Origin of the sequence: Bartonella sp. CL70QHWL (assembly GCF_042194855.1) — a bacterium.
GTDB lineage: Bacteria > Pseudomonadota > Alphaproteobacteria > Rhizobiales > Rhizobiaceae > Bartonella.
Window position 1 is genome coordinate 1 of sequence record NZ_JBHINJ010000054.1, and the last position, 3,550, is coordinate 3,550.

Genomic DNA, 3,550 nt, shown 5'->3' on the forward strand with positions numbered 1-3,550 from the left:
TTTATAACCTTTACGAATATGATGATGGCACAAGAGAATACGAAGAATTTGACGGTGGTCAGTATCATGAGATGCCTTGTAAAGTTGATTACAGTACCAAGGCGCAAGTGAAAGCTTGGATATATGGGGGTGGTATTCCGAAAAGCGTTCTCAATTACGAACCTCTTATAGATGAGATCAATAAAGAGATCAAAAAATTATCGAAAACCGCAGGAAATAAATATGTTTACAGATAAGCAGCTAAGAGCCTTGTTTGGTATTATAATTTTTATATTTTTATATTTTTTAGGAATTAAAAAAAATCCCTACTTTATCCAAGGTATTTTGATATTTGCATCTTTTGGTTTGATAATAATAACAAATATTTTTGTAATTTTATGCAATTCTCATATTCCTTTTGAGTTGCAGAACAATCCAAAATATAAAGATGATGATACAACAGGTTGGAAGATATTAACACGTGATTTACAACAGTATTTGCACAGACTCTTAAAGCTAATAAGTTTAGCACTTGTCGTTTTAATTTTTCCAAATAGTTATACTGTATTTTGGTATTTAGATATCGTTATTTGGTACTTTTTTTTAGTTTATTCATTCTTTCTCATGTTGCATACACGCAGTTTAATAAACATGTCCATTTACGCGATACAATCATCTATTAAAAAGAAAGAGAGCTAAAAAAAGCACTTGATATTCAATTAGGTAGGTATCAAAATGAAAAAAATTGAAAAAAATAAAAAATACGTATTGACTTTAAAGAAAGGTTCGTTTAGAAAGGCGTCAAGTGTGTAGAAACACTTAGCGATAAGCGGATAAACCACGATAAGGTTTTTCCCATCTTCAAAATACTGACTTTCTTTTATGCTATCACTAGCATATAACGATTTTGTCGGGTGTGGTTATGCCATACAATACCCTTTTAGGGAAAAGCATACAGCGGACTTATCGCCGTGTTTCTAGCGCCCGACGCCCTTATGGGCTGTCAATAGAAACCTTTTTTACGATAAGGATTACTAGCATGAAAGCTACAGTTAAAAATCAAAAAACATCTCCAAAATATCAACTCACCAATCAAACAATTCTTCGTGAGGGTAAAAAACTTTATCGCATTAAGGCGTTAAGAGATTTTGGTGATGTTAAAGCTGGTCAACTTGGTGGCTATATTGAATCTGAAGAAAATCTTTCCCATGATGGTAATTGCTGGGTTGGTGATCAGGCCATTGTTGTGAGCCCTGGTCGTGTTTACGAAAATGCGCAGGTTTATGGCAATGCAGGTGTTGGTGGTTTTGTATATGGTAATGCTCGCGTCTACGATTCAGCAAAGGTTTTTGCCAATGCCCATGTGTATGATAATGCCCATGTTTTCGATAGTGCAAAAATTGTAAGTAAAGTGCATGTTTATGAAAATGCCAATGCATGTGGCATGGCTATTGTTACTAAGAATATTTGTGGTGACACAATGAATAATGTTTATACAGAACGCCTTTCTCCTTATGGTGAAATTTGCTTTGTTATGTGTCGTCCTCATAGGAAAACAGCTTAAATAACGGCGCGGGCGCGGCGGGGGCGCCTCCTTATAACCATTTCATTCAAAAATTTATTCAAATGTTAGATTAGGGAGCTACCTATGACCACTAAAAATGTATCTAAAAAATATGAGCTTATAAATGAAAGTCACGTTAAAGGGATTACTTTATACCGCATTCGTGCTTTAAAAGACTTTGCTGATGTTAAAGCTGGTGATTTAGGCGGCTTTATTGAAAAGGAAGATAACCTTTCTCATGATGGCAATTGCTGGGTTTATGATAATGCTTGTGTTGTAAAATCTGGTCGTGTTTATGAAAATGCAAGGGTATATGGCAATGCTGCCATTGGTGGTTTTGTTTATGGCAATGCGCATGTATATGATAAAACCCGCGTGTATTTTGGAGCTCATGTTTATGATAATGCGCATCTTTCTGATAAGGTGTGGGTTTATCAATATGCAAGGGTTTATGGGAATGCAAAATTAACAGGAAGTGCACGCATTTATAGCAAGGCTGAGGTTTATGATCATGCTGTTGTAAGTAGCTCTTCAAAAATTTATGGCAAGGTTTATGGCAATGCTAGCGTGGGTGGGTATGTTAAGGTCTACGGTTCTGTTTATGGCAATGCTAAAGTGACTGGTTATCACACCATTAGAGGTTTGGTACATGGCAATGCAAGATTAAAAAGAAATGATTATTCATATGTTGAGCAAAACATTTACTATGTATATGGAATTCCTGAAGATTGTGAAATTTATGAAAACGATACCGTTGTAAAGATTGTTGAAAATAAAGCAGCGTAAATAACGGGGCGGGGGGCTGCTTTATAGCAAAAAAGCCGCGTCCTTTAAGACACGGCTTTTATTATCAAAACAGCTAGCGATTCAAATAAACGATTAAAATAACCAATCGAAATATAAAAGAACATCTCTTTATTGCACAAAACGTATCAAAACGCAAGCTGTTAAGTAAAATAAAAATGGGATTCACACTGTAGATTCAGTGATTTATAATTATCATTTATCAAATCAATTTAAATCATAATGAATAAAATGAACGCTGTTAAATTACCTTCTTTTCAAACAGAAGAACAATCTTCTTTTCGTCAACTGCCCCATAATATTGAAGCAGAGAAAGCTTTGCTGGGTGCTATCATTATCAATAATAATGCTCTTGATAGCGTTTCTGATTTTTTAAAAGCAGAGCATTTTTTTGAACCGTTGCATCAAAGGCTTTTTGATATCATTTCACAAATTATTCAAAGTGGAAAAGTTGCAGATCCCATTACTATTAAGCCCTTTGTTGAAAATGATGAGAAAATTGGTGACATCACTGTATATAATTACGTGGTGCGTTTAGCTACCGAGGCAGTCACAATCATTAATACTAAAGATTATGGGAGCGTCATTTATGATCTGTTTATCCGACGCTCTTTAATTAACCTTGGCACTCAAGTTGTGAATAGAGCTTATGATGTTTCTGTAGACCTTACAACATCACAACAAATTGAAACTGTTGAAAATCAGTTGTTTGAATTGGCAGAAAAGGGAAAATATGGGGGTGGGTTTGAAAACTTTAATACAGCCATTGCAAAAGCACTTAACATGGCAAGTGCAGCGAAAAAGCGTTCCTCAAGGCTCTCAGGGATAGCTACCCATATCAAAACACTTGATGAGAAAATGGGAGGGTTACAAGCATCTGATTTGATTATCCTTGCGGGGCGCCCTGCTATGGGTAAAACCTCACTGGCGACCAATATTGCTTTTAATATTGCCAATGCTTGCAAGCGTCATGATAACAGCCAAGCCAATGAAGGGGGTATTGTTGGTTTCTTCTCACTTGAAATGTCATCTGAACAGCTTGCAACTCGTATTATCTCAGAGCAAATAAAGGTTTCTTCTTCTGATATGCGCCGTGGTAATATCTCAGAAGAGCAATTTGCAAAAATTATTCACGCAATGCGTTCCTTACAAACAATCCCTCTTTATATTGATCAAACGGGTGGTGTATCCCTAGCACAATTG

The 3,550-nt window shown here is 35.8% G+C and carries 5 protein-coding genes; all 5 read left to right on the top strand.

The features are described from left to right. Positions 1 to 236 (top strand): hypothetical protein (locus tag ACFIJZ_RS09395; RefSeq protein WP_375631867.1); only part of this gene is annotated, 236 nt, incomplete at its 5' end. Continuing rightward, positions 223 to 678: a hypothetical protein gene (locus ACFIJZ_RS09400; RefSeq protein WP_375631869.1), complete on the top strand. Its 456-nt coding sequence runs from the start codon at positions 223 to 225 to the stop codon at positions 676 to 678. The genes ACFIJZ_RS09395 and ACFIJZ_RS09400, both read left to right, overlap by 14 nt. A gap of 340 nt (positions 679 to 1,018) precedes the next feature. Then, on the top strand, positions 1,019 to 1,543 hold the full coding sequence (locus ACFIJZ_RS09405) for a hypothetical protein (protein ID WP_375631875.1): 525 nt from the start codon (positions 1,019 to 1,021) through the stop codon (positions 1,541 to 1,543). A gap of 84 nt (positions 1,544 to 1,627) precedes the next feature. Further along, positions 1,628 to 2,329 carry a hypothetical protein gene (locus tag ACFIJZ_RS09410; RefSeq protein ID WP_375631871.1) on the top strand — a complete coding sequence of 234 codons (702 nt, stop codon included), beginning with the start codon at positions 1,628 to 1,630 and terminating at the stop codon, positions 2,327 to 2,329. Positions 2,330 to 2,578: 249 nt separating this feature from the next. Further along, positions 2,579 to 3,550 (top strand): DnaB-like helicase C-terminal domain-containing protein (locus ACFIJZ_RS09415; RefSeq protein ID WP_375631873.1); only part of this gene is annotated, 972 nt, incomplete at its 3' end.

Coding starts and splice junctions, on each gene's coding strand:
- ACFIJZ_RS09410 (WP_375631871.1), top strand. CDS start 1,628: ATGACCACTAAAAATGTATCTAAAAAATATGAGCTTATAAATGAAAGT.
- ACFIJZ_RS09405 (WP_375631875.1), top strand. CDS start 1,019: ATGAAAGCTACAGTTAAAAATCAAAAAACATCTCCAAAATATCAACTC.
- ACFIJZ_RS09400 (WP_375631869.1), top strand. CDS start 223: ATGTTTACAGATAAGCAGCTAAGAGCCTTGTTTGGTATTATAATTTTT.